This window comes from Flavobacterium ginsengiterrae (genome assembly GCF_039539785.1).
In the GTDB taxonomy this organism is placed as follows: Bacteria; Bacteroidota; Bacteroidia; order Flavobacteriales; family Flavobacteriaceae; genus Flavobacterium; species Flavobacterium ginsengiterrae.
The window spans coordinates 341,533-365,679 of sequence record NZ_BAABDU010000006.1; the positions used below are offsets into that span (position 1 = coordinate 341,533).

Here is a 24,147-nt window from a genome sequence, read left to right on the forward strand (position 1 = left end):
AGAGTGTTTTTTTATTTTGAAATTTTTAACTTTTTATTCTTTAGGAACAATACGGGTTAATCCAATATTTTCCGGAGCATGAAGCACCATTGGAAATTTCTCTACTTTAACCGAACTGCTGTCCAGACCAAAAGCTCTTTCTTCAGACAAACTCAGTTTTTTAATAAAGAAATATGAATTCATGATAATATTTTCGTGCCATCTTAAATCGTTGTCGTTTGATAGAAATTTCTCAGACAATACAAATTTAAAGTCTCCAATAATATTGTTTTTGTTTAATGATTCGTAACGGCTGGTTATATCTACTTCGCCTCGTTTTACCATATCGCGGATAACTTCTCTAAACATTAAATTGATTTTTGTAGGCTCTCTAAATCCTAAGTTAAAATCGATTCTGTAAATATCATCTTTAGCGATTTCAGTAACTTTATATTGTGTTTTATAAGGTTCTGTAAGAATGTTTACGTGTACAAACCAATAAATATCGGCTCTTTTTGGACGTTTTTGTAAAATTGAATAAATTACTTTTTCCTCAAGTTCATCAACACGATTTGCATTGGTCATATATACTAAATGCGTCGCGTATTTCGGAATAGATAAATCTTGGCTTAATTCTACTAAAACCTGCTTGTAATCGTCAATTTTAACCACTTTCGTGTAGTTTTTGTTGATTTTCTTAGCCAGGTACCAGATTGTCATTACAGAAATCAACATACTTGCAATGATTAATGTAACGTAACCACCTTCTGCAAATTTTGTAATGTTCGCTATAAGAAAACTAAATTCGATTAGTAAATATATCGTAATAAGCGGTACCATAAAATACAGTTTTACACGCTTCATGATTAAGTAATAATTCAGCAATATGGTTGTCATAATCATACATAAAATGATTGCCAAACCATAAGCGTGCTCCATATTTCCTGATTTTTCGAAGTGCAGTACAATGCCCACACAACCAAAAAATAAAAGCCAGTTGATAGAAGGAATGTATAATTGTCCTTTAACTTCTGTAGGATATTTAATTTTTACTTTAGGCCAGAAATTTAAACGCATTGCTTCGTTGATCAAAGTAAATGATCCGCTGATAAGCGCCTGAGAGGCAATAACTGCGGCTAAAGTTGCGACTATAATTCCAAAAGGTAAAAACCAATGCGGCATGATTAAATAAAATGGGTTTCCGTTTTCTCCACCCAATTGTTGTAATGTGCTTCCTTCGTGGTGAATTAAATAGGCAGCCTGACCAAAGTAGTTTAATACCAAAGTAGTCTTTACAAACATCCAGCTGATTCTTATGTTTTTTCTACCGCAGTGTCCCATGTCAGAATACAAAGCCTCGGCTCCGGTTGTACATAAAAATACAAAACCAAGTACAAAGAAACCATCGGGATGTACAGAAAGCAAATGGTAAGCGTAGTAAGGATTTATCGCTTTGACAACTTCAGGAAAGTGTAAAATTTGTATAAAACCTAAAGTTCCCAGCATAGCGAACCAAATGAGCATCATTGGTGCGAAAAACTTTCCAACAAGTTTGGTTCCAAATTGCTGTATCGTAAAAAGAACAAAAAGAATAGTAATAACGATACCAATAATGGTTTGCGTTTTCATTGTTGGGTAAAATGCCCTGATTCCCTCGACAGCAGATGAAATTGAGATAGGCGGTGTAATAATACCGTCTGCAAGCAGTGCACTTCCCCCAATAATGGCGGGCACAATGAGCCATTGAATTTTAGTTTTTTTAACTAAAGCGTATAAAGCAAAAATACCACCTTCGCCATGATTATCAGCGCTTAAGGTGATAAGAACATATTTTATTGTAGTTTGTAATGTTAAAGTCCAAAACACACATGAAATACCTCCTAAAACAATATCTGCATTAATCGTATGGTCGCCAAGTATGGCTTTCATTACATATAACGGAGAAGTACCAATGTCTCCGTAAATTATCCCTAATGTTATCAATAAACCCCCAATAGACAACTTACTATGTAAGTTTTTATGCGATGCGCTCATGTATATTTTTAATAAAAGACGGTTGCAAATTTACTGTTTTAAAACAAATTAGCAGCAATAATAATTAAAAAGATAAAAAAAAGCACAATCCCCAAATTGTGCTTTTAATTTTAAGTAAAAATTGAAATATACTTAGTTATCCTCTTCTCCCGCCTCCTCTAGAATTTGAACCGCTCTCTCTTTGCGGCTGGCTGCTTCTTGACTCCTGGGTTGCACGAGGAGATTCAGAACGCTGTGTATTTTGAGATCTTGGTGAATATGATCTGTTTTCTGAGTTTCCTCTGTTTTCAGAATTGCTTCTTGAAGATTCCATTCTTTGAGGTGCAGATGCAGGTCTATTCGTGTTTACTCTGTTTTCAGAATAGCTTCTTGACGGCTCACTTGTCTGTGAAGATGTTCTGTTAGTATAATTTCTGTTTTCTGAATTTCCTCTTGGGGCAGTTGCAGCAGAAGAATTATTTCTTCCATAATCTGTTCTTGGAGTATTTTCAGTTCTTGGCGTGCTTACTGCAGCCGAATTTTCTCTGTTAGTTACACGGTTTGTATTGTAACTTCTATTAGTATTTGATCTGTTTTCAGCATAATTTCTGTTTTCTGTAGAAGAACCTCTTCCTGAATTCGATCTGTTAGTATTGTATGTATTTTGAGATCTGTTATAATCTCTGCTTGCTGTTCTTCTTTGGTCTAAATCATATCTGTTGCTTACGTTAGCATGTCTTTGAGAAAAACTGTAGTTTGGTCTCATTCTTTCATAACCATAAGAACGTCTTGTTTCGTAGATAACAGGAGCTCTGTAACTTCTTCTTGTGTTTACATAGTTGTAGCTGTTATGAACGTTAATACACACATTGATGTTGTTTCTGTATCTGTATACAGGGTAAGGTCTCCATGCAGTGTAATATGTTGGGTAATAACCCCAATACCATGTAGAATAGTAAGGTCTGTAATTGGTAACCCAAAATGAAGTATAAATTACCGGAACAACATTATAAACAGGCTCATAAATATAGTTATCACCATACAAATAAGTGTTACCTACAACCTGAACGCTTACTTTGTTGTAGTTATCTCTTTCTACATCAATTGTAGCTACATCCTGATAAACATCACGGTCTAAAACTGCTTGTATAATTACAACGTGAGTTCTGTCTTCTACAGACTCAATAACACGTAAATAATCAACTTCATTATCTCCATTTAAGTCAAGGTTAGAAATTTGATATTTAGGATCATTTAATCTTCTTTCAAAATCCTGAAGATTTGCAGATTCACCAAACATAGAAGCAACGGCTCTTAAATCTAAATTATCGCTTATATCTGAATTTTTTGCATACACCGTAGTTTGATTTTGTGCGGCACAAGAACCAAAAACTAATGCTGTAAAGGCTATTAAAAGTAATTTCGTTTTCATGATAAAATCATATTAAATTATTTGTATTTGAAGATATCCAATTACTGTGCCATAAATTTATATGTGAGCTTTATTGAAGTTAATTATCATGTTTTCAGCGGGTTGTTGTTTTGTTGAATTTGTACTTAAGTTTAATTGAACAAAGAACAGGTGACAATTATTATTTTCTGAAAAAAAACGAAACCTATTTGAGATGTTATAAATAATCGTATTTTAGCAGGAAACAAATTTTAATTTATATGAAAAAACTGATTTTATTTTGTAGTGTCTTTGTTTTCTTAATGTCTTTTACTTCATTTAATTACAACAGTAAAAAAACATTTTATGGCGGATTTACCTCTATGACAATTGATACTTTATTTAAAGATAGAATCAGTATTAGAGCTATTGTTGTAGATAAAAATAAAATTTGGTACGGCGGTGATAATTCTCGTTTTGGTTTTTATGATTTAGATAAAAAAGAAAAGTTTGAAGAACACATTTATCGCGATACGCTTAAATTAGAATTTAGAAGCATTGCTCAGACTTCTAAAGATGTTTTTTTGCTGAGTGTTGCTAATCCGGCTTTATTGTATTCTGTTTCAAAAAAGGACCACAAAGTTAAACTGGTTTATAAAGAAGTGAATCCGAAAGTTTTTTACGACAGCATGCAGTTTTGGAATGATAAAGAAGGAATTGCTATAGGCGATCCAACCGAAGATACTTTTTCGATAATTGTAACCCGCGATGGCGGCGAAACTTGGACGAAATTATTATCAGATAAACTGCCTACAAATGCAAGCGGAGAAGCCGCTTTTGCAGCGAGTAATACCAATATAGTAATTAAAGGAAATGATACCTGGCTGGTTTCAGGCGGAAAAAAAGCACGTGTTTTTTATTCCCCTGATAAAGCAAAAACATGGAAAGTAGTTGAGACTCCAATTGTTCAGGGAAAACAAATGACAGGTATTTTTACAGCAGATTTTTACGACTCTAAACAAGGTTTTATTGCCGGAGGCGATTATGATTATCCTGATAAAAAGATAAACAATAAAGCGTTTACTAAAGACGGAGGAAAAACCTGGGAATTAATAGGGCAGGAAATGGGCTTTGGTTATGCTTCATGTGTGCAGTATGTTCCGGGAGGAAATGGAAAAGAAATTATCTGCGTAGGTTCTGAAGGAATACAATATTCTCAAAATGGAGGCGAAAACTGGACACAGCTTTCTACAGATTCAAAGTTTTTTACAATTCGTTTTGTAAACAGAAATACGGCAATTGCGGCCGGATATAATAAAATGGTCCGTCTTAATTTTAAATAAAAATTACTCTCGATAGATTAACCGCAAAGTCCGCAAAGTTTAACTAAGCTTTGCGGACTTTGCGTTTTTTCTTTGCGCTCTTTGCGGTTAAATCTTAATTATTTATTGGTATTAATAAAAAAATAAGAACCCTAAATAATAAAGTAAGTATTATTATATAGGGTTCTTATCGCTGTTGTATTGTAATGGCAATTAGTTTTTGCCTGCTTTATCACGATATTGTTTTAACAATTTTCGGTTAAAATCATCTTCGGATTTTTTAAGCTTTAATATCTTTTTGGCCGGAAGTACTTTCTTAACGTTTGACATGAATTTCTCTCTTAAAAGATACAATTCTTTATCTGTGCTTTCAATTTGAGATAATAATACTGCGGCTTCTTTTTCTGAAATAGAATTCAGATTATCATCATCAAGTTTACGCAGATAGGTTTTCATTTTGTCATGACGCAATTCAAATTGTTTATCGTCGTATGCATTGTAAATAGGCCAGAATTTTTCTGCTTCTGTCGAAGTAAGTTCAAGTTCTGTAGTCAAAAATGAAACTTTAAATGCCTTAACTTTTTCACGCTTTTCATCAATTTTATCATTTTGAGCATAAAAGGATAGAGTTGCTAAAAACAGAATTACCGTTAATATATTTTTGATTTTCATATTTATATAGTTTTGTTTTTATTCTGAAATTAAATTTTCAATATTTGGATTTGTTGCCAGGATATCTTCCAGATCTTCTTCTTCTAAAGCAACATTTTTATTTAGTTTGTCGATGTCTTTTGTATCTAATTCTTTAATTAAATCATATTGATTTAAATTTGACTGATATGCCAGATAGGTTTCTAAAGTAGATTCGTCGAGCTCTTTCGATGCCTTGTAATAATGATTTGCCGTTGGAATTAAAAAGGCAATAAAAATTGCGGCCGCGGCTGCGATCGAAACCACTTTTTTTCGTTTATAAAGAGGAATTACGTTTACTTCTCTTTCATTTATCTGTTCTAAAACTTTTGCCGAAAAATTATCATAATAATGATCAGGGGTTTTAAAGCCTGTTTTTATTTTCGGTTCGTTTTCTAATTTAAATTCTTTCATAATGTCTATAAGATAAGATTTGCTATAAAAGGTTTAATTTGATGTAACATATAACTCGATTTTTTTTACCGCATGATGATAGGATGCTTTTAATGCTCCAACCGAGGTTCCCAGAATATCTGCGATTTCTTCATATTTTAGTTCTTCAAAATATTTCATTTTAAAAACCAGCTGCTGTTTTTCCGGCAGTGTAATAATTGCTTTTTGAAGTTTGATTTGAATTTCGTCACCATCAAAATAAACATCAGATTTTAAATTTTCGATTGTTTTATTTTGTAAGTCTACTGAAGTTATGCCTTTTAATTTTGCTTTCTGATTTAAAAAAGTCAAAGCTTCATTTGTTGCAATTCTGTACATCCAAGAAAAGAGTTTGCTTTCTCCTTTAAAATTTTTCAAGTACTGAAATACCTTTACGAAAGTATTCTGCAAAACATCGTCGGCGTCATCATGATTCAAAACAATGTTTCGAATATGAGAATACAACGGTTTCTGATAATCAGATATAAGTTTTTGAAACGCTGTATTTTGCGTTTTAGGATCTAATAATTGTTGTATAAATTCCTTCTCGTCGATCAAACTTCTTGATTTATCAAACTTTATAATCAGTTAGAATGAAATTTATATAAAAGGTTTAATCAACCTTCAAAAAAAATTAAAATTCAGACTGTTCTTCTTCCTGTTTTGGAGCAGGAGTAGTAGGTGTAGGTGTTGTAGGTTTTGGTGTAACCGGTTTTTGTACTGCTGGTTTTGCAGGAGCTGTTTCGGTTTCTGATGAATAATCAGGAGTAGTAACAGGGGCAGAAACAGGTACAACCTTTGGCTTAATTGGGAAGTAAATTTCGGTAACTAATTTAGACGGACTTTTTACATCTAATTTGCTTACTTCTAAAACTTCTAAATGCGACCAGTTTAATTCTGGGATTATTTTTTCGTTATTGATATAAGCCGTTGTTTTTGCAATTGCTTCATTAGTATGCGAATAATCACCTTTTAAAGTTGTTTTTACGGCATCAAATGCATTTAATTTTCCAGATAAAATATCGCTTCCTGAACTTATAGAGATTTCTTTGTTTATAGGTAAACAAATAGAAATTTTAGCTAATCCTTTTGCCGTATCGTAAGTATGGTAAATAATAAAAGGTTTTCCGCTTGAACTTAAACCATTTGCTTCGCTAAACTGAATAAGTTTTGGAATAACGATTCTGGCATTTTTATTAATTTTTGGAATTTCACTTGTAAAAGTCTGCTTGATGTAAGGTGTTTCATTTTTCTTTACAACACCATTTACCTGTACTGCATAAGTTTTAGTTTCGTAATCTAAATTTTTGTCAATATTAGCAAGGCTTTTTTCGTAAATAGTTCCAATAACTTTATCAGAACCTCCGTTTAGAGCGGCATAAACTTTAAATAGAAAACTCATAGTTCCTTTTGCTTTCCAGGTAACTTTCGTTTTTCCGCCCAAAGTGTCTTTAAAAGTCCAGTTTACATCAGCTTCTGTGCCGTCATATTTTATTTTTTGCTCAATGCTTTCTCCTTCTTTTGTTTTTAAAGTAACGGCATTTCCGGTTCCTTCATCGCCAGACCAGTAAAATGAACCTCCGCTGCCGGAAGTTTTACTTGGAAAAGTAAATTTTAACGATGGATCTTCAACTGCCCACGATTCAAAATCTTCGTAGTTTCTAAAATCATTTACATAATTATATACCGCTGCTTTTGGCGAATTGATTACTTTACTTCTTTCAACAGAAAAAATCCCTTTTTGGGTTGCAACAAAAACGGTAAGAGCAATTAAACTTAATAATAGTAAAAGGAATAAATATTTTAGAATCTTCATTGGTGCAGGTTTTGCGTAAAGTTATAAATTTTATTGCGAGTCTAAACTAATAACTAAAAATAAAAAAAATGATTGTATTATCTCTTTAAAAAGATTTTGATTACAAAAAGGAGTGCTATAAAAAGCAAAAATACAAGAAGTACCTTATAATTTCCTTTGTAAAAAACTTTATGAAGTTTAAGATCTTTGCGATAAGCGAAAATCATTACGATTACAAATGCAATAAAAAAACAGATCCCGAATATTATTTGTCCTTTGCTAAACATACTTAAAAATTATTTTCGGCAAATTTAGAGAATTGTATACGATTTGCTGCTAATTTGCGGTCTCATTTAATAGAATAAAAACATGAAAAAACAACTTGATGCGGTTACTGAATTTCATACTGCTTTTAAAATAGGTCATAGCCAGTCCCCAATTGCTGATTTGGGCGAAACTAAAAAACTGCTTCGTTATAATTTAATGAAAGAAGAAAATGAAGAATATCTGGAAGCGGTTCAGAATAACGATTTAGTTGAAATTGCTGACGCTCTTGGTGATATGATGTATATTTTATGCGGGACTATTATTGAGCATGGTTTACAGGACAAAATCGAAGCTGTTTTTGATGAAATCCAGCGCAGCAACATGAGTAAACTAGGCGAGGACGGACAGCCAATTTATCGTGAAGACGGTAAAGTAATGAAAGGCCCAAATTATTTTAAACCTGATTTTTCGAAGTTACTATAAAATTTGATAGTTAAACCCGACAGGTTTTTAAAACCTGTCGGGTTTGTGTCATAAGTTTTTTTGTTTCAATTTATAAAATGATATTTTTTTAAAAAGTTTTTATTTGTAAGTTTAATCCCTTTTTTTACAGTTAAACGTTTTGAAATTGAATATGATAAAATTAGAACTTTATTCAGCTTGTGTAGATGGCTCGGTAAATTTGCGTAAATGGCAGCCGGAAAATGAAAATGTTATTTCAAAGCTGATTAATTTAGAGATTGGTGTGAAGAATAAAAAAGGCAGTGATTGTTTTACAATTAACTTGGCGACACCTGATGGGCTTAAATTGTTACTTGCAGAAACAGGATTTGTAACAAAAAGATCATTGTTATTGGTTGAGAAATATAATTTTGATGAGATTTGGTATTCGCTTGAAAAAATAATTACTTCGTGCGAAGATGACAGCTGGCCTTTGTGTGTAGAGAAACTTAGGAAATATTTTGATTGGGAATATGATAATTATAAAGAAAAATAAAACCCGATAAATGAAAATCTATCGGGTTTTGTTTTTATTGAGGTTTTGGATTATTGCACTTTAACAGTCCATCCGTAAGTATCTTCAGAAAGTTTATTTTGAAGACTTGTTAGTTTTTCTTTTAAGAATGAAGCGTATGAATCTTCAAGAGGAGTTAATTCAAAATATTCATCTTTGTATGAGAAACCTTTAATAACGCTGATAACAGCTGCAGTTCCTGCTCCAAAAATTTCTTTTAATGATCCGTTTTTAGCAGCTTCAACTAATTCAGAAACAATTACTGGGCGAACTTCAACATTCAATCCTTCTTTTTCTGCCATTGCAATTAAACTTTTTCTGGTAACACCATCTAAAATTCTTTCGCTTGTTGGTGCAGTCAATAATGTATCGTTAATTCTAAAGAAAACGTTCATTGTTCCTGCTTCTTCCAGTTTTGTATGCGTTGCATCATCTGTCCAGATAACCTGCTGGAAACCATCTTTGTTAGCAAGATTAGTTGGGTAAAACTGCGCAGCATAGTTTCCTGCAGCTTTAGCAGCACCAATTCCTCCGTTTGCAGCACGGCTGTAGTGTTCAGCAATGATTACTTTTACTTCACCTCCGTAATATGCTTTTGCAGGAGAAAGTAAAATCATAAATTTATATTCGTCAGATGGATTTGCGATAACTCCGGGACCTGTAGCAATCATAAAAGGACGAATGTACATACTTGCACCGTTTCCTCTTTGAATCCATTCCTGGTCGATTTTTAATAATTCATTTAAACCTTCCATGAAAATATCTTCAGGAACTTCCGGCATTGCCATACGCACAGCAGAATTGTTGAAACGTTTGTAGTTTTCATCAGGTCTAAACAACCAAACATCATTATTTTCATCTTTGTAAGCTTTCATTCCTTCAAAAATTGCCTGCCCGTAATGAAAGACTTTAGAAGATGGATCCATTAAAATTGGAGCATAAGGCTTAATGACCGGAGTCTGCCATTGTCCGTTTTTGTAATCACATTCAAATAAATGGTCTGTAAATACAGCACCAAAGCTTAAGTTTTCAAAGTCTACAGAGCTTATCTTAGACGATTCAGCTTTTCTGATTTCAATTTTGCTTGTTTGAGTTGTACTCATAATTATGTAAAGTTTTTATCTAATTTGTATTCTTACTACATGAAAATCTAATGTAATGATCTGATGAAGAATAGGTTTTACTGAATGCAAAATTACGGAAAAATATATAATTTACTTGGTAAAACTGCATTAATTCCTGCATTTGACTGAGATTTATTTATCTTATAATAAACCTAAAATTTTAGCGAAGTTTTATAAAGAATTTATGAAAAAAGGATCGTTTTTTAAGGCTTTACGCATTTGTTTTGATTAAATTTGACTAAGAAAAAGAACTCAAAATCAATAAAACTTCATTATAAAATTCGAAATTGTGAAAAGAGAAATAATTAAAACGCTAGATGGTTCAACCACAATTCATTTGGAAGAATGGAATGAGAGTTATCACTCCAAACACGGCGCAATTCAGGAAGCAAAACATGTATTTATAATGAATGGTTTATCGCTTTTTGAAAATAATGCGGTGTCGATTCTTGAAATAGGTTTTGGTACGGGTTTGAATGCTTTTATTACTTTTTTAGAATCTGAAACGAAAAACCAAAAAATTGATTATGTTGGAGTAGAAGCTTATCCGGTTAATGCAGAGGAAGTTTTAGCCATGAATTACGTTGCTGAGCTGGACGCATTGGAATTTGATAAGATTTTTGAAAAAATGCATAAATGTGAATGGGATGAGAAATGCGAAATTAGCAGCCGTTTCTCGTTAACCAAAAGGAAACAATTTTTTGACGAAATAGACGATTTTGAAATTTTTGATTTGATTTACTTTGATGCCTTCGGATATAGGGTCCAGCCGGAGCTTTGGAGTACAGAAATTTTTCAAAAAATGTACAATAGTTTAAAACCTAATGGCGTCTTGGTTACTTATGCAGCCCGCGGAGTTGTTAAAAGAAGCATGATTGAAGTTGGATTTACGGTCGAAAAGTTAGCTGGCCCTCCTGGAAAACGAGAAATGTTTAGAGCCTTTAAAAAGGTTTAAATGAGTTATTTAGAATAGTTCTATATTGATTTATACGCAGTAAGAAAACGTATTCGCTGCTAAAATTTTTAAAAAAATAAGTTAAAAATGATAGCTGTGAATGTTATTTGTTTACATTTGTTGCGAGTTTAAAAATATAGATAACCCCCAAAAATCTTATTTTATTATGTCAAAAATGATGTTTGATTACACGAAATCAATACTTGAGAGAGTTAGTTTCGATCCGGTACTTTTCTGCAAAGAGTTAGAAAAAGCTATCAAAACCCTGTTACCTTACGAAATGGAACAATTACAAGAGTGGCTGTTAAGTTTTGTAATCGAAAAACCAGAATTAAAACAAAGTCTACTACTAATTAAAGGATAAAAAAAAGGAGTCAATTTGACTCCTTTTTTTATGATTGCTTTTTTTGCAGCGGGCTGATGATTTGAACATTCTGAAAAACAATTGCGCCTTTTACGACGCCGGCAATTGTAGATCGAATGGCATCAATAATCTGCATTTTTAATTCGCTTTTTGGATAAATCAAACTTACCTCACGGGCAGGTTTTGGTTCCTTAAAGTTTCGAAGTTTCAGTTTATCGGATTCTTTTAAGTCTAAGGTGTGCAAGTACGGAAGTAACGTTGTGCCCAAACCTTCATCGGCTAATTTTATTAAGGTTTCAAAACTACCGCTTTGAATCTGAAAATTATTTTGGTCGACATCTGTACCATTTTTGCATAAGTTTAAAATTCCGTCTCTAAAGCAATGTCCGTCTTGCAAAAGCAGAATTTCATTAATATTTAAATCTGCGACTTCAATCTCTTCTTTTTGAAAACTGTGATGATGTTCCGGAATGTAAGCTACAAAAGGCTCAAAGTATAAAACAATTTCTTTTATTTTTTCGTCTTCAAGAGGCGTTGCGGCAATCGCAGCATCCAGATGTCCGTTTTTTAATTTTACAATAATTTCATCTGTATTAAGCTCTTCAATTAACAACTTAACTTTTGGATACTTTTTAATGAAATTATTTAAAAACATAGGTAAAAGCGTTGGCATAATGGTAGGAATAATTCCTAAACGAAATTCACCGCCAATAAAACCTTTTTGCTGCTCTACGATATCTTTAATACGATCTGCTTCGTTTACAATATTTTTAGCCTGATTTACAATCTTTTGTCCAATATCTGTTAATTGGATTGGTTTTTTGCTTCGGTCAAAAATTAAAATATTTAATTCTTCTTCAATTTTCTGAATCTGCATGCTCAATGTTGGCTGGGTTACAAAACATTTTTCTGCAGCAAGAGTAAAGTTTTTGTGTTCTGCAACTGCTAACACATATTGTAATTGAGTTATCGTCATTTTGATAGTAAATTTTGATGCAAAAATAAGAAAATATAATTTTTAATTATATAAATTTTTTGAAAGTTACTTTAAATTTGTAGTAAATTAGTGTAAAAAATATCGATTATGAAAACAAATATTTTAGGATTACCTGTAAAAGAGTCAGAATTGTTAGTAAAAGAATTAAATGTATTATTGTCTAATTTCCAGGTTTACTATCAGAATTTAAGAGGAATTCATTGGAATATTCGTGGAAAACGTTTCTTTGATCTTCACGTTAAATTTGAAGAATTATATACAGATTCACAACTAAAAATAGATATGATTGCCGAAAGAGTTTTGACAATAGGAGGAACTCCACTGCATACTTTTGAAGATTATATCAAAAATAACAAATTAACGGTTGGAAAAAATATTTCAAACGACGAAAAAGCAGTTCAGCTGATTGTAAATTCATTATCTGATTTATTAAAAATTGAAAGAGAAATTTTAAATAAATCTGATGAAATTAACGATGAAGGTACAAATTCTATGATGAGTGACTTTATTGCAGAGCAGGAAAAAACCATTTGGATGATGAATGCCTGGTTAGATGAGACTTTGTAATAAGTTGTTTGTTAATGTGTTAAAAAGCAGAATGGTTGAATTACATCATTCTGCTTTTTTATTTTTGTTAAAATTGTATAAAAATTTTGGCTTAAGGCTTTGATTTTATTTGTTTAACGTTATTTTTGTTTCGATGAAAATACTTGCACGCATATTATTATTCATATTTATTGCCTTCTTATCGACCCCAACAATTGTTCAGGCGATAAAGAAAGGAAATAATACGTGCGTGTCTTTTAGTATTGCCGAAGAAGAAGTTCATAAAGAACTTAAAAATATAGTACATCCTGTAATTTTAGAACATGAAGTACTTATTCCTGTTTATATTGAAAAGAAAACGATAGTTTCTGAAAACATCGTAAAATTAGATAATATTTCTCCGAGCATATTTGCTCCACCTCCCAATTTAGTATAATACTTCCGATTATTTGAAAAGAAACTGTATTTGAAATAAATGCAGCCAATCTTTAATGTATTCATTTTTAGTATTGTATTATGACAAAAAAAATCAATCTTTTTGCCAACCTTAAATCTGATTTTGCTTCAGGTTTAGTGGTTTTCTTGGTCGCTCTTCCGTTGTGTTTAGGTATTGCAATGGCTTCTGGAGCGCCGTTATTTTCTGGAATTATTGCAGGTGTTGTTGGTGGAATTGTGGTAGGTTATTTAAGCCAGTCGCACATCAGCGTTTCTGGACCTGCAGCTGGATTAACAGCTATTATATTAACCGCTATTACTGATTTTGGCGCTTTTGATGTGTTTTTATTGTCTGTATTTATTGCAGGAATAATTCAATTAGCATTAGGATTTTTAAAAGCCGGAAGTATATCTAATTATTTTCCAACTAACGTAATCGAAGGAATGCTGGCGGGTATTGGAATTATTATTATTCTAAAACAAATACCGCACGCTTTTGGTTACGATGCTGATTTTGAAGGTGATCAGGCTTTTATTCAAAATGATGGAAGCAATTCATTTTCATTTCTTTTTGATGTCTTAAATCACATTCATTTAGGAGCTGTTTTAGTTTCGGCAATTTCACTTGTAGTTTTAATTTCATGGGATAAAGTTCCGTTTTTAAAGCGATTAAAATTAGTTCCGGGTGCACTTGTTGCTGTAATCTTAGGAGTATTATTAAACGAATTTTTTATATCTACAGGAAGCTCCTTGGCAATTGCAAAAGAGCATTTGGTTTCTTTGCCTGTTCCAAAATCTTTTGATGAATTTAAGTCTATTCTAATAGTCCCAAATTTTGCTGCTGTAACAAATCCGCAGGTTTGGGTTGTAGCAGTTACAATTGCCATTGTTGCTTCTATAGAAACGCTTTTATGTATTGAAGCTTCTGATAGAATGGATGTTCAAAAACGTTATACAGATACTAATGTCGAGCTTAGAGCACAAGGTGTTGGTAATATTATCAGTTCACTTTTAGGCGGACTTCCAATGACATCTGTAGTAGTTAGATCATCGGCAAATAATAATGCGGGTGCAAAATCAAAAATGTCTACCATTATTCATGGTGTACTTTTATTAATAAGCGTTTTGTCGATTCCTATGATTTTAAACAAAATACCATTGGCAACTTTGGCAACTGTTTTAATCTTAGTAGGATATAAATTAGCGAAACCAGCAACCTTTATGCATTTCTGGGAAAAGGGAAAATACCAGTTTATCCCTTTTATTGCAACTTTGGTCTTTGTCGTTGCGACAGATTTGCTTAAAGGAGTTGCTTTAGGAATTATTATTAGTATCATCTTTGTATTAAGAGGAAACTTAAAAAGAGCTTACAATTTCAAAAAAGAAGAATATGAAGACGGCGATATTATTCATATCGATTTAGCTCAGGAAGTTTCATTTTTAAATAAAGCTGCGATTAAGCAGACACTTGCCGATATTCCTGAAAACTCAAAAGTTGTTATCAATGCGCATGATACTGAGTATATTGCACATGATGTACTCGATTTAATTCGAGAATTTAAAGAAACTCGTGCTATTGATGAAAACATCAGAGTAAAACTTACAGGGTTTAAAGAAGCTTATGAATTAGAAAACACTCCTGAAAATAATAACCATGTTACCATTGAGCATTATTATGATGTTGCCAAAAGGGCTTTGGTGAAAAAAGAAGGAGTTAAAGAAAATTTTTAAACAAAATATATTAATAAAGATATTTATCAGGTTTGAGAACTATCAAAATTTAAATAACTTTACAAAAAATAAAAGTGTTTTTGATATGCTTAAGCATTGATAATACCAAAAAAAAACTAAAAAAATGAGAGAGTTTTATAAGCAGATACTTGAAAACAATAAAAAGTGGGTAGAAGATTCACTAGCAAAAGATCCTAACTATTTTGCAGATTTAGCAAAAGGACAATCACCGCCATTATTATGGATTGGATGTTCTGACAGCCGTGTTCCTGCAAATGAGATTATTGGAGCAAAACCAGGTGAAGTATTTGTACACAGAAATATTGCCAACATGGTAGTTCACTCTGATATGAATATGTTAAGTGTGCTGGATTATGCAGTGAATGTTTTAAAAGTAAAACATGTTATTGTATGCGGACACTACGGATGCGGAGGTGTAAAAGCCGCTATGGGAAATCAGTCTGTTGGAATTATCGATAACTGGCTTCGTCATATTAAAGATGAATATCGTTTACACGATAAATACCTAAATTCAATTACTGACGAAACAGATCGTTTTAATGCATTTGTAGAAATCAATGCAAAAGAGCAGGTTTATAACTTGGCAAAAACATCAATCGTGCAGGGAGCTTGGAAAAGTGGGCAGGACTTAATGCTTCACGGATGGGTTTACGGTTTGAATTCTGGTTTTGTAACGGATTTAAATGTAACCATTAGTTCAAACGAAGAACTAGATCAGGTTTATCAGCTTGATCTTTAATAGATAAAAAAACGCCCTTTTGTTAAAAGGGCGTTTTTTTTTTATTCGTTTTCGTCTAAATTCTCATTAAATGCAGATGGAAGCATTGTTGGAATAAACTTTATTAATATCGGGAGAAGTAAACTGCCGCCCGGAAGTAAAAATATGGTCAGTGACGGGATTGTTTTACAAATGTCTAAAAGCTGTTTTTTAACCTTTTTCTTTTCTTTTGCATCAAGATCTCTTGTGGTAGAGTAGGCTAATAAAACCATTAATTCCTTACTTTGAACAATTTCCTTAATTAATCTGTTTTTGTTTCTTACAATCAGTTTTACAACGCTGTGTGTCATTTGATCGTAGAAATGTTTAACCGGATTTGAATAATTAAAGTACGGAATTTTCTTTTTGTGTGTCGTAATAAAAGTATGAGTTGTATCTATACTTTTGGTTACAAAATCATCGCCCACATTCATCATCGAACCTAACGAATATAAGAAATAAGATTCTTCATTTTCGACAACGCCGTCACTCCACAAAGCCATTCCGGCCATGTCAATTAAATAATAATGCTCCAGTTTGTTTTTGAAATAATCTAAATGCAGTGTTTCTAAAGTTTCAACCGTAACTTTAGAAAATTTAGAATAGCGTATAGAAGCTTCAAAAAGTTTAATTAATAAATCGTCGTGCTGCGATTTTACTGTTTTGGTTTTTAAAGCCAAACCTACGATTCCTAAAACCGTTTCTTCAATACGTTTTAAATATTTTTCAGGGATTTCGCCGTGTTCCAAATATTGTCTAAAAGCTAAAACATCAATAAACAAAAGTGCATTAGTAACTAAATGCGAAAAGTTTTTACTGATGATGCTGTCGTTTGTCTGCACTCTTTCATCAATAATAGATTCTAATGAAAGAGAAGGGGTATCTTTTGGAAGTAACATTTTAAACAAATTAAATCCTTCTGGATTCATCTGCTTATAAAATTTTAGAACTTCGGTGATAAAGTTTCTGGGTTCAGAGTTTTTTTTCTCTAAACAAAAAACATGATAAAGGGTGTTTAATAAAGCGACTTTTGAAATTTCGGTCTTAAACCAGCCTTTTATTGGTATAGGTATCTGCGAATCGATTGCAATGATATGGCCGTAAATAAATCCGGTTTCTCTAACTTTATAGTAAAACGAATCTGTAGTTTCAAAAGGAATTGCCTCTGAAAACTTTTGTTCACTAAAAAATTTATCTATCCAGCCGTGTGCTGATGGGTTAATCATTGCATTAAATTTATAGCTGCAAAGCTATATCTTTTTCTTGTTACAGAATATATTAAAATAAAATAACCACTAGTTTTTTGTGAAAAATAGTGGTTATTGTAATTTTTTGCTTATTTAATGATTCCTGCACAAGCTGCTCTGCCTCCTGCATTTCCTGTTGGCTGCGTCGTAAAGTCATCTGTACCCTGATGAACAATTAACCCTTTGTTAAGAATATTTTTAGTTTCATCTTCACAGCCAATACACCATTCGTCAGTAGTTAAAGTGATTGATCCGTTTCCTTGCGCATCTGCAGTAAAGTTTCCAATGTCACCTTTGTGGTATTCACCAACGCCCCATTTTCCGTGTTTTTTGAAGGTTGGATTCCAGTGTCCGCCTGCTGAACTCGCATCTGGCGCGCTGCAATCTGCTTTTTCATGAATATGTATGGCGTGAACTCCCGGCTCTAAACCAGTCATTTTTGCTGTAAAAGTTACTTTTCCGTTTTTTTCAGTAAAAGTAGCAGTTCCGCCCACTTTACTATTGCTTTTTGGTTCTAATGCTACGGTTAGTGTTTTAGCATCGTTTGATTTTGTATTAGTCTTACAGCCAACTATTAAAGCTGTTATTATAGCGAAAGATACGATTAGTTTTTTCATAAATACGGGCATTTTAAATTAAAGATTAAGTAAATTTAACATAAAATAACGGAATACTTTAACTCTAAAAGTTAAAAAAAAGTCAAACTATACTTTATAATTTAAGATCGATAAAGCACAAAACACAAAATTATTGCTTAAATTCGTAAGGGTTTTTGTAGATATTTTCTCAAAATAAGCTTCTCTAATTCATTCATATTTAATACTTAATGTTATGATGAAAAAGATTTTTACTTTAATTTTTGCCGGTTTGTTATTGCTTTCCTGCAACGCTTCTAAAACTATAAAAAGTGATACTGTTTCTAAACTTGACGGCAGTTGGGAACTCAATTACATTACCGGACCACGGATTGCTTTCGATGGTTTGTATCCAAAGAAAAAGCCAACAATAATTTTTAATACAAAAGAGAATCAGGTTTCTGGCAATAACAGCTGCAATACCTATACGGGAAAATTGTTTGTTAACGGAAATAAAATTGATTTTACGCAGCCCATGGCGGTTACAAAAATGATGTGTATGGACGGACAACAGGGCGAGCAGACGTATATGGGCACGCTTCAAAAAATAACTTCATACGATATTACTGATGATGGTAAAACTCGCAATTTTATTTCGGGAGATATTGCCATGATGAGATTTACAAGAAAATAAAATTTCAGATTTTAATAAAATTGAATACAGATGAAAACTAAATTGTTCATTTTGATTGCCTTATTCGGCTTTTTGAATTTTTCAGCCTCAGCTCAGGAAAAAACGAAAAAAGAATTAAAAGCCGAACGTGAAGCACAGAAGCAAAAAGAAATTGAAGCTTTAATAGATTCTAAAAATTTTGTTTTCGAGGCTCAAAAGGTTACACCTCAAGGCGGACGGCTTATAAATTTAGATTATAATACCTATTTTTTAAAGTTTAATGCCGAAAATACTACAGCTGATCTTCCTTTTTTTGGAAGAGGTTATAATATTGGCTACGGAAGCGAAGGCGGAATTAAATTTGAAGGAAAACCTGAAAATATAAAAGTTGAGAAAACGAAAAAAAACTATACAATCAAAACATCTGTTAAAGGAAAAGATGATGTTTATGATTTAATGCTTACTCTTTTCTTTAATGGCAGTACTTCACTTTCGGTTAATAGTAACAATCGTGCTCCAATTTTTTATGATGGGGTAGTAAGTGCTCCAAAGAATGATAGCAAAAAATAAATTTTAAGTTCTCATTTTTTATAAGTTAAAATATTGAAATTCAGTATTTTTTAGAATGCATAATTATTTAGAAACAAATTTAAAAATCAAAACTATGAAAAAATTAAGTCTTATTTTTATTATGGCATTTGCCGCGTTTTCATCTTATGCACAATCTTCGTTTAAAGAAGATTTAGAAGTTTTACAAAGTATTTACGGAAAATCAAAAAGTGATTTAGTAAAACAATACATGAATTTATCTGATGCACAATCTGCTGCTTTTACAAAGGTTTACGATGATTATGAAGTACAGCGTAAAGCTCTTGGACAGACAAAATTTCAATTAATAAATGATTATGCAGCCAATTATGAAACCCTTACAGATGCAAAAGCAGATGAACTGGCAAAAGCAACTTTAAAAAATCATATTGCTTATGAAAAATTGTACTGCAAAACATACAGCAAAGCCAAAAAGGCAATAGGATCTATAAATGCAGCTAAATTTATTCAGATGGAAGTTTATCTGCAAACCATAATTCGATCAGAAATTTTAGAGGCGATTCCATTTATTGGAGAATTAGATAAATCCAAAGTTCAGTAAATCTTCTTTATCGATATAAAAAAAGGCAGTTATTTCCAGAATAACTGCCTTTTAATTTTATTGCAAAAGATTTATTTAGCTGTTTTAACTTTGTAAATCTCATTTACCATTCCATCTCGGAAACTGTCAAGAGTAAGTTCCCAGAACATAATACCGCCTAGTTTTTTCTCTTTTACATATTCTGTTTTAGCTTTTATCGATTTAAGATCGTCAGACGTTGCAAAAGTTTTGGTTGTTGCATTATACCAGTATGGAGCCTGTGCTTTTTCGTCGTAGAAATATTTCCATCCGTTTACTTCCGTATAAGTTGCGGCAAAGTTTTTGAAATCAACACCCTGAATATGCTCACCAGCCTGATACAAACCGTTGTTGATATTTTCTACATTTTGCCATGTTCTTGAATAAAAAGCGCCTCCAATTACTAATTTTTCTGCGGGAACACCTTGTTTTAATAAAAACTCAACAGCTCTGTTTGTAGATTCTTCTTTTGGATTAGTGCTGTATAATGGAGTATGGTGTCCTGTAACTTTAGAATATCCGTTTACTAAATCATAGCTCATAATATTAATACGGTTTACTAATGGTGTTACTGCTTTCCAGTCGATCGACTCGTCAAGATATTTTTGGAAACCTCCCGCAGCAAAACTCAATTCGTATTTTTTACCTAATGTTGAGCGTAATATTTTTAGTAATTCTGTAAAGTTAGGTTTGTCAACAGCTTGATATAAATGTCCAGGAAGTCCTTCAATTGCTGGATATTCCCAGTCAAGATCTAAACCGTCAACTTTAAAATAATCGCTTACTTCTTTTACAGATTTAGCAAATTTCAAACGTCCCTCAACTGTTGAAAATGCATTTGAACAAGGTTCGCAGCCACCCCAGCCGCCAAGCGATAAAATAATTTTTAATTGTGGGTTTTTAGCTTTAAGCGAAACTAAATGTTTAATTGTAATAGAATCTTTAGCAGAATCTACGCTTAACTTACCATCTTTTAAATGACAAAAACTAAAAATAATTTGATTTAATTTACTGACTTCATATTCGTCGATTAATTTAGAATCGCCTGTGTAGTAAGCAATAATGTCGAATTTTTTATTTTTCTGCGCAAAAGTAGTTGTGGATAGAATGCAGCAAAATAAAAGTGCAAATAGGTTAATTTGTTTCATTTTATGTTTTTTGAAGTTTTAGAACGCTAAATATAAAGCAATGATTTTACATTTTTGCTAGTATAATAGCGCTGTAAGCTAATTTTAACGAATATTTTGCAAATTGCTGCAAAAATATTGCGTGACATTTTGAACCATATAAGTGATATATGTTTAATTAGTGCAAAGTAGTTTATAAAACTTTTTAAAATAAACTTATATCTTATATGGTGAAAAAACAAAAAAAATAAACCCGCACAGTTTCGGACTTGTGCGGGTTTAAACAAATTAAAAGCTAAAAACTATTTTTAGATTAGAAGCAGTATGAGTTTTCTGCAACTAATTTTTCTGCAATTTTCTCTCTTAACGCTACCACATTTGGCAGGTTAGTGTATTTTGTGAAACGTTTAAGTCCCATTAACATCATACGTTGTTCGTCTCCTTCTGCGAAAGAAGCGATTCCTTCTTTTCCTCTTAAGTTTACGATATCGACTGCTTTGTACAAGTATAATTTTGCCATAGCGATTTGCTCCTGAACTTTATCTTCACCTTGAGATTTAGCTAATTTCTCAGTTCTCAAGATAGTACTTTCAGCCATGTAGATTTCGATTAAGATATCAGCAGCAGCCATTAATAACTGTTGGTGAGAATCTAAATCCGGACCGTATTTTTGAACAGCACTTCCGGCAACCATTAAGAAAACTTTTTTCAGGTTAGCCACGATTACTTTTTCTTCTGAGAATAATTCAGAGAAATCCGGAGTATCAAAAGATGGAATTCCCATTAATTCTTCCTGAACTTTCATTGCTGGTCCAAGTAAATCAACGTGTCCTTTCATTGCTTTTTTGATCAACATACCTACAGAAAGCATTCTGTTGATTTCGTTTGTACCTTCGTAGATACGAGCGATACGAGCATCTCTCCAAGCACTTTCCATCGGAGTATCTTCAGAGAATCCCATTCCACCAAAAACCTGAATTCCTTCGTCAGAACAGTTTTGAACGTCCTCAGAAACTGCAACTTTCAAGATAGAACATTCGATAGCGTATTCTTCAACACCTTTTAATTCTGCTTCTTGGTGAGAAGTTCCTTCTGCTTCACGAGCAGCAATTCTATCTTCGATATCTTTTGCAGCACGGTAAGAAGCACTTTCTCCAGCATAAGCGCTAGTTGCCATTTCAGCTAATTTTGAACGGATTGCTCCAAAAGATGAAATAGAAGTGTTAAACTGAATTCTTTCATTAGCATATTTTACAGCGCCAGAAGTAACTCTTCTTTGAGCATCTAAACAAGCAGCAGCCAATTTAATACGACCAACGTTAAGTGCATTCATGGCGATTTTGAAACCATTTCCTCTTTCAGATAACATGTTTTCAACTGGAACTTTTGTTTCGTTGAAGAAAACCTGACGAGTAGAAGAAGCACGGATTCCTAATTTATGCTCTTCTTCATTCATAGAAATTCCGTTTGACGGATCGTTTTCTACGATGAAACCTGTAATATTTTTATCATCTCCAATTCTAGCAAAAACGATGAAAACGCTACAGAAACCTGCATTCGAAATCCACATTTTTTGACCTGTGATAGAGTAGTATTTTCCGTCTTCAGATAAAACTGCTTTTGTTTTTCCTGAGTTTGCATCAGATCCTGCGCCTGGTTCTGTTAAGCAATAAGCTCCAAACCATTCTCCAGAAGCCAATTTCGGAACGTATTTTTTCTTTTGTTCTTCAGTACCGTAAAGTGTAATTGGCATTGTACCAATTCCGGTGTGAGCTCCAAAAGCAGTTGAGAAAGATCCAGTTGCTCCAGAAATGTAATCACAAACCAACATTGTAGAAACGAATCCCATTCCTAATCCACCATATTCTTCTGGAACTGCAACTCCTAAAAGTCCAAGTTCTCCAGCTTTACGCATAGAAGCTTCTGTATATGCATAATCTTTCTTTTCGAAACGATCTTTATGTGCCCATAATTCTTTGTCTACGAACTCTTTTACAGAGTCACGCATCATTAACTGCTCTTCTGAGAAATCTTCTGGAGTAAAGATGTCTTCGCATTTTGTTTCTTTTACTAGGAATTGACCTCCTCTTGTTTTGTCGCTCATGACTTATGTTTTTTGTTTAGTATAGTTTATTTATGATCTAAACGTCTGTTTTGTCATTTCGACGAAGGAGAAATCTCCGCAAGTAGCTCTACAAAGATTATCAGCTATGTGGAAAATCGTCGCGGAGATTTCTCCTTCGTCGAAATGACAAACTAAACGGTTACTGTGTTTAATTCTTATTGAGTTCCTCGTTCGTCGAAATGACAAACTGAACGAATACTTTCTTAATAATATCTTTTATAATACTTCGTAAATCCCCGCAGAACCTTGTCCAGTACCCACACACATAGAAACGATTCCGTATTTGTTTCCACGACGTTTCATTTCATCAAATAACTGAACAGAAAGTTTTGCTCCAGTACATCCAAGAGGGTGACCTAATGAAATGGCACCACCATTTACGTTTACGATATCAGGATTTAAACCTAACTCGCGAGTAACGGCTAAAGCCTGAGAAGCAAATGCCTCATTCAATTCGATTAATTCAATATCGTTTAAAGTTAATCCAGCTTGTTTCAACGCTTTCGGAATAGCTTTTACAGGACCGATACCCATAATTCTTGGTTCCACTCCAGAAGAAGCAAAGTTTACTAATCTTGCGATTGGCTCAAGGTTTAATTCTTTTACCATGTCTTCGCTCATGATTAAAACGAAAGCAGCACCGTCGCTCATTTGAGAAGAGTTACCAGCAGTTACACTTCCGTCAGCAGCAAAAACCGGTCTTAAACCTGCTAAAGCTTCGATAGAAGTTCCGGCTCTTGGACCTTCGTCTTTATTTACAACGTATGATTTTGTTTCTTTTTTACCGTTTTCGTTAATGAAAGTCTGCTCAACTGTAATTGGAACGATTTGTTTGTCAAATTTTCCTTCTGCCTGTGCTTTCAAAGCTTTCATGTGAGAGTTGTATGCAAACTCATCCTGATCTGCTCTTGAAACGTTGTATTGTTTCGCTACCGCTTCGGCAGTTAAACCCATTCCCCAATAGTAATCTTCGTGACCTGCAGCGGCAACTTTATAATCCGGAGTTGGTTTGTAACCTCCCATCGGAATATAACTCATACTTTCTGCACCACCAGCAATGATACAATCTGCCATTCCAGACTGGATTTTAGCCGTTGCCATTCCGATTGTTTCCAATCCAGAAGCGCAATAACGGTTTACGGTAACTCCAGGAACGTCTTCTACTTTTAATCCCATTAATGAGATTAAACGACCCACGTTAAGTCCTTGTTCTGCTTCTGGCATTGCATTTCCAACCATAACGTCGTCGATGCGTTTTTTGTCAAAATCAGGCAGTTCATTCATCATAAACTGAATGGTTTCTGCAGCCAATTCATCAGGACGTTTAAATCTAAAAACTCCTTTTGGTGCTTTTCCTACCGCTGTACGGTAAGCTTTAACTATATATGCTGTTTTCATT

The 24,147-nt window shown here is 33.0% G+C and carries 25 protein-coding genes; 12 read left to right on the forward strand and 13 right to left on the reverse strand.

Annotated elements, in window-relative coordinates; all coding sequences use genetic code 11:
* Window positions 1-33 precede the first annotated feature (33 nt).
* Window positions 34-2,013: a KUP/HAK/KT family potassium transporter gene (locus tag ABD859_RS17670; protein ID WP_345145913.1), complete on the reverse strand. Its 1,980-nt coding sequence runs from the start codon at window positions 2,011-2,013 to the stop codon at window positions 34-36.
* 136 nt (window positions 2,014-2,149) lie between these two features.
* Window positions 2,150-3,424: a hypothetical protein gene (locus tag ABD859_RS17675; protein WP_345145914.1), complete on the reverse strand. Its 1,275-nt coding sequence runs from the start codon at window positions 3,422-3,424 to the stop codon at window positions 2,150-2,152.
* Window positions 3,425-3,663: 239 nt separating this feature from the next.
* Here ABD859_RS17675 and ABD859_RS17680 point away from each other — a divergent pair, with 239 nt between their 5' ends.
* The gene (locus tag ABD859_RS17680; RefSeq protein WP_345145915.1) at window positions 3,664-4,725 is read left to right on the forward strand and encodes a WD40/YVTN/BNR-like repeat-containing protein; all 1,062 of its coding nucleotides are present in this window, start codon (window positions 3,664-3,666) and stop codon (window positions 4,723-4,725) included.
* A 192-nt stretch (window positions 4,726-4,917) separates the two neighbouring features.
* Here ABD859_RS17680 and ABD859_RS17685 read toward each other — a convergent pair whose 3' ends face one another.
* The 4 genes from ABD859_RS17685 to ABD859_RS17700 form a co-directional block, all read right to left on the reverse strand.
* A complete protein-coding gene (locus ABD859_RS17685; protein ID WP_345145916.1) occupies window positions 4,918-5,376 on the reverse strand; it encodes a sensor of ECF-type sigma factor in 459 nt (152 codons plus the stop codon).
* An 18-nt stretch (window positions 5,377-5,394) separates the two neighbouring features.
* Window positions 5,395-5,808, reverse strand: coding sequence for a hypothetical protein (locus tag ABD859_RS17690; protein ID WP_345145917.1), 414 nt, complete (start codon window positions 5,806-5,808; stop codon window positions 5,395-5,397).
* 33 nt (window positions 5,809-5,841) lie between these two features.
* On the reverse strand, window positions 5,842-6,384 hold the full coding sequence (locus ABD859_RS17695; RefSeq protein ID WP_345145918.1) for an RNA polymerase sigma factor: 543 nt from the start codon (window positions 6,382-6,384) through the stop codon (window positions 5,842-5,844).
* A 76-nt stretch (window positions 6,385-6,460) separates the two neighbouring features.
* Window positions 6,461-7,642 (reverse strand): SRPBCC family protein, encoded by a 1,182-nt coding sequence (locus tag ABD859_RS17700; RefSeq protein WP_345145919.1) that lies wholly within the window; start codon window positions 7,640-7,642, stop codon window positions 6,461-6,463.
* 348 nt (window positions 7,643-7,990) lie between these two features.
* Here ABD859_RS17700 and ABD859_RS17710 point away from each other — a divergent pair, with 348 nt between their 5' ends.
* Window positions 7,991-8,371 carry a nucleoside triphosphate pyrophosphohydrolase family protein gene (locus tag ABD859_RS17710; RefSeq protein ID WP_281232461.1) on the forward strand — a complete coding sequence of 127 codons (381 nt, stop codon included), beginning with the start codon at window positions 7,991-7,993 and terminating at the stop codon, window positions 8,369-8,371.
* Between the two features lie 151 nt (window positions 8,372-8,522).
* Window positions 8,523-8,885, forward strand: a complete 363-nt coding sequence (locus ABD859_RS17715) for an Imm8 family immunity protein (protein WP_345145921.1) — start codon at window positions 8,523-8,525, stop codon at window positions 8,883-8,885.
* A gap of 50 nt (window positions 8,886-8,935) precedes the next feature.
* Here the strand turns inward: ABD859_RS17715 and ABD859_RS17720 are convergent, their stop codons facing one another.
* Window positions 8,936-10,006, reverse strand: a complete 1,071-nt coding sequence (locus ABD859_RS17720; RefSeq protein ID WP_345145922.1) for a branched-chain amino acid aminotransferase — start codon at window positions 10,004-10,006, stop codon at window positions 8,936-8,938.
* 310 nt (window positions 10,007-10,316) lie between these two features.
* Here ABD859_RS17720 and mnmC2 point away from each other — a divergent pair, with 310 nt between their 5' ends.
* Together mnmC2 and ABD859_RS17730 are read left to right on the forward strand one after the other, a co-directional pair.
* On the forward strand, window positions 10,317-10,982 hold the full coding sequence (gene mnmC2, locus ABD859_RS17725; protein WP_345145923.1) for a tRNA (5-methylaminomethyl-2-thiouridine)(34)-methyltransferase MnmC2: 666 nt from the start codon (window positions 10,317-10,319) through the stop codon (window positions 10,980-10,982).
* Window positions 10,983-11,148: 166 nt separating this feature from the next.
* Complete coding sequence (locus tag ABD859_RS17730) at window positions 11,149-11,346, forward strand: hypothetical protein (protein WP_345145924.1); 198 nt, start codon at window positions 11,149-11,151, stop codon at window positions 11,344-11,346.
* Window positions 11,347-11,374: 28 nt separating this feature from the next.
* On the opposite strand, the gene ABD859_RS17735 is transcribed toward ABD859_RS17730, so the two are convergent.
* Window positions 11,375-12,322 (reverse strand): LysR substrate-binding domain-containing protein, encoded by a 948-nt coding sequence (locus ABD859_RS17735; RefSeq protein ID WP_345145925.1) that lies wholly within the window; start codon window positions 12,320-12,322, stop codon window positions 11,375-11,377.
* A gap of 108 nt (window positions 12,323-12,430) precedes the next feature.
* Between ABD859_RS17735 and ABD859_RS17740 the strand changes: the two genes are divergently transcribed.
* The 4 genes from ABD859_RS17740 (at window position 12,431) to can (ending at window position 15,815) form a co-directional block, all read left to right on the forward strand.
* The gene (locus ABD859_RS17740; protein WP_071638947.1) at window positions 12,431-12,910 is read left to right on the forward strand and encodes a Dps family protein; all 480 of its coding nucleotides are present in this window, start codon (window positions 12,431-12,433) and stop codon (window positions 12,908-12,910) included.
* 133 nt (window positions 12,911-13,043) lie between these two features.
* The gene (locus tag ABD859_RS17745) at window positions 13,044-13,325 is read left to right on the forward strand and encodes a hypothetical protein (protein WP_345145926.1); all 282 of its coding nucleotides are present in this window, start codon (window positions 13,044-13,046) and stop codon (window positions 13,323-13,325) included.
* A gap of 80 nt (window positions 13,326-13,405) precedes the next feature.
* On the forward strand, window positions 13,406-15,055 hold the full coding sequence (locus tag ABD859_RS17750; RefSeq protein ID WP_345145927.1) for a SulP family inorganic anion transporter: 1,650 nt from the start codon (window positions 13,406-13,408) through the stop codon (window positions 15,053-15,055).
* Between the two features lie 124 nt (window positions 15,056-15,179).
* A complete protein-coding gene (can, locus tag ABD859_RS17755) occupies window positions 15,180-15,815 on the forward strand; it encodes a carbonate dehydratase (protein WP_345145928.1) in 636 nt (211 codons plus the stop codon).
* 41 nt (window positions 15,816-15,856) lie between these two features.
* Here can and ABD859_RS17760 read toward each other — a convergent pair whose 3' ends face one another.
* On the reverse strand, window positions 15,857-17,059 hold the full coding sequence (locus tag ABD859_RS17760) for an LETM1-related biofilm-associated protein (RefSeq protein WP_345145929.1): 1,203 nt from the start codon (window positions 17,057-17,059) through the stop codon (window positions 15,857-15,859).
* A 110-nt stretch (window positions 17,060-17,169) separates the two neighbouring features.
* The gene (locus ABD859_RS17765; RefSeq protein WP_345145930.1) at window positions 17,170-17,697 is read right to left on the reverse strand and encodes a superoxide dismutase family protein; all 528 of its coding nucleotides are present in this window, start codon (window positions 17,695-17,697) and stop codon (window positions 17,170-17,172) included.
* Window positions 17,698-17,911: 214 nt separating this feature from the next.
* On the opposite strand from ABD859_RS17765, the gene ABD859_RS17770 reads away from it, so the two are divergent.
* The 3 genes from ABD859_RS17770 (at window position 17,912) to ABD859_RS17780 (ending at window position 19,478) form a co-directional block, all read left to right on the forward strand.
* Window positions 17,912-18,349, forward strand: a complete 438-nt coding sequence (locus ABD859_RS17770) for an META domain-containing protein (RefSeq protein WP_345145931.1) — start codon at window positions 17,912-17,914, stop codon at window positions 18,347-18,349.
* 30 nt (window positions 18,350-18,379) lie between these two features.
* A complete protein-coding gene (locus ABD859_RS17775; RefSeq protein WP_345145932.1) occupies window positions 18,380-18,898 on the forward strand; it encodes a DUF4251 domain-containing protein in 519 nt (172 codons plus the stop codon).
* A gap of 94 nt (window positions 18,899-18,992) precedes the next feature.
* Window positions 18,993-19,478 (forward strand): hypothetical protein, encoded by a 486-nt coding sequence (locus ABD859_RS17780; RefSeq protein WP_345145933.1) that lies wholly within the window; start codon window positions 18,993-18,995, stop codon window positions 19,476-19,478.
* Window positions 19,479-19,549: 71 nt separating this feature from the next.
* On the opposite strand, the gene ABD859_RS17785 is transcribed toward ABD859_RS17780, so the two are convergent.
* The 3 genes from ABD859_RS17785 to ABD859_RS17795 all read right to left on the reverse strand — a co-directional run bounded on the left by ABD859_RS17785 (window position 19,550) and on the right by ABD859_RS17795 (window position 24,146).
* Window positions 19,550-20,644, reverse strand: coding sequence for a glycoside hydrolase family 18 protein (locus ABD859_RS17785; protein WP_345145934.1), 1,095 nt, complete (start codon window positions 20,642-20,644; stop codon window positions 19,550-19,552).
* 292 nt (window positions 20,645-20,936) lie between these two features.
* On the reverse strand, window positions 20,937-22,727 hold the full coding sequence (locus tag ABD859_RS17790) for an acyl-CoA dehydrogenase family protein (protein WP_345145935.1): 1,791 nt from the start codon (window positions 22,725-22,727) through the stop codon (window positions 20,937-20,939).
* A gap of 237 nt (window positions 22,728-22,964) precedes the next feature.
* Window positions 22,965-24,146, reverse strand: a complete 1,182-nt coding sequence (locus ABD859_RS17795; protein WP_345145936.1) for a thiolase family protein — start codon at window positions 24,144-24,146, stop codon at window positions 22,965-22,967.
* Between the last annotated feature and the right edge of the window lies 1 nt (window position 24,147).